Origin of the sequence: Pseudoalteromonas sp. S3178 (assembly GCF_005886985.1) — a bacterium.
GTDB classification, from domain to species: domain Bacteria; phylum Pseudomonadota; class Gammaproteobacteria; order Enterobacterales; family Alteromonadaceae; genus Pseudoalteromonas; species Pseudoalteromonas carrageenovora.
This window is the reverse complement of sequence record NZ_PNCW01000098.1, coordinates 1-2,042: the sequence shown is the minus strand read 5'-3', so window position 1 is coordinate 2,042 and position 2,042 is coordinate 1. Positions and strand designations below refer to the sequence as shown.

Here is a 2,042-nt window from a genome sequence, read left to right as displayed (position 1 = left end):
TACTACCAAGAGGCATTTGGTTTAGCACTGCCAAGCTTAAATGACGACAGCCAATTTAACGTGCAGGTTAATAGCAGCGCCTATGTAGTAAGCGCTAATAATGCCTTATTGCCTCAGTTTGAAGCAAAACAATTACCGGTTAAACGCGGTTGCGGTATTGGTATTTGCCATCAATGCCAATGTATTAAAAAATCAGGCGTGGTACGTAATTTAAAAACAGGTGAACTGAGTGATAACGGCGAGCAGTTAATTCAACTTTGTGTAAGCCAGCCTGTTAGCGACTTGGAGTTACAATTATGAAAAATATAAACTTTGATCAGCTTGCAAGCGATTTAGATACTATAAAAATGGATACGCTTGGCAAAGTAGGGCAACAAGATGCTGATTACATTCGCTCTGTTGTACGCAAACAGCGAGTGTGTGAATGGAGCGGGCGAATTTTACTTATGCTTGGTTTTATTCAGCCATTACTGTGGGTTGCTGGTGTACTGTTATTAGCGCTTGCTAAAATTTTAGATAATATGGAAATTGGCCACAACGTAATGCACGGCCAATACGATTGGATGAACGACAAACAGCTTAACTCACAACATTTTGAGTGGGACATAGCGTGTGATGGTCAAAGCTGGCACCGCGTACATAACTTTGAGCACCATACGTATACTAATATTATTGGAAAAGACAGAGACTTTGGTTATGGGTTATTACGCTTAAGTGATGACTTTAAATGGCGTTTTAAAAATGTATGGCAGTTTTTTACGTATATTAATTTAAGTGTGCTTTTTCAGTGGGGGGTGTCGTATCACGAGCTGGCAGCTGAACGCGTGTTTATTGGTAAAAAGAAAGAAAACCGCGAAGGGGGCGTATCGCACTCTACTTTAAAACAACGTTTTTTTAGTAAGGGCGCTCGCCAGTTAATTAAAGATTATGCGATATTCCCGTTACTTGCAGGGCCTTTATTTTTATGGGTGTTAGCGGGGAATTTAGTGGCAAACTTAATTCGTAATTTATGGACATCAACCATAATATTTTGTGGCCACTTTACCGAAGAGACCGAAACCTTTAAAGAAGAAGACTGTATAAACGAAAGCCAAGGGCAGTGGTATTATCGCCAAGTGTTGGGCTCGTCTAATATTAAAGGGTCGCATTGGTTTCATGTTTTAACTGGGCATTTGAGCTGCCAAATTGAGCATCATTTATTTCCTGATATGCCGTCGTCGCGCTATCAAGAAGTGGCACCACAAGTTCAAGCTGTTATGCAAAAGCACGGTATTGATTATCATACAGGTGGGTTTTTTAAACAGTACAGCTCGGTATTAAAACGTATTATTAGATACTCGTTCAAATAAATAATACGCTCTTAAAAAGCCGATTAATAAGCATATATTAATCGGCTTTTTTGTATGCGCTTCGCAATATGTTTAATTTATAAACAGCACTTGCAAAAAATTCTTTTGGTTAATTAAAAAAGCCTTACTTTAGCTATGGTTAAATGATGTGTGAATGTCATACAATGGAGAAAAATAGACCACACAAGAGAGATTAAAATGGCCGCATTTGGTACCGTGTTTATGCCGCAGATGATTCAAGCTCGTTTTTCTGATAATGAATGGAGCGAAAGCTCAATTGTCCCTTCCGATAAACTTGAACTTCATGCTGGTGCGCACGTTCTTCATTATTCAAGCACATGCTTTGAGGGCTTAAAGGCCTTTCGTCGTGAAGATGGTTCTGTTTATATTTTTAGAATGGATGCAAATATTGCCCGTATGCAGCAAAGCTCGGCTTTGTTGAGCCTACCGAGTTTTGATGGCGATATGTTAAAAAACATGATTTTAGATATAGTGCGCGAATACGCAGACGAAACGCCATTACCACCGGGCTCTATGTATATTCGCCCAACCCACATAGGCACTGAGGCTGCAATTGGTAAAGCAGCTGCACCATCTATGAGTTCACTTTTATATACGTTATTATCGCCTGTGGGCGATTACTTTGCAGGCGGTGCCACCGCACTAAGAGTGTTATTAGAAGAAGACGGCATG

At 40.0% G+C, this 2,042-nt stretch carries 3 protein-coding genes; all 3 read left to right on the top strand.

All coding sequences use genetic code 11. From position 1 onward, the window contains the following. On the top strand, positions 1-300 hold a 300-nt coding region (locus CWC11_RS19875; RefSeq protein ID WP_502704805.1), incomplete at its 5' end, for a 2Fe-2S iron-sulfur cluster-binding protein. Next, positions 297-1,349: a fatty acid desaturase family protein gene (locus CWC11_RS19870; RefSeq protein WP_138684076.1), complete on the top strand. Its 1,053-nt coding sequence runs from the start codon at positions 297-299 to the stop codon at positions 1,347-1,349. The genes CWC11_RS19875 and CWC11_RS19870, both read left to right, overlap by 4 nt. Before the next feature lie 198 nt (positions 1,350-1,547). Continuing rightward, a partial coding sequence (locus CWC11_RS19865; RefSeq protein WP_502704804.1) for a branched-chain amino acid aminotransferase family protein occupies positions 1,548-2,042 on the top strand: 495 nt, incomplete at its 3' end.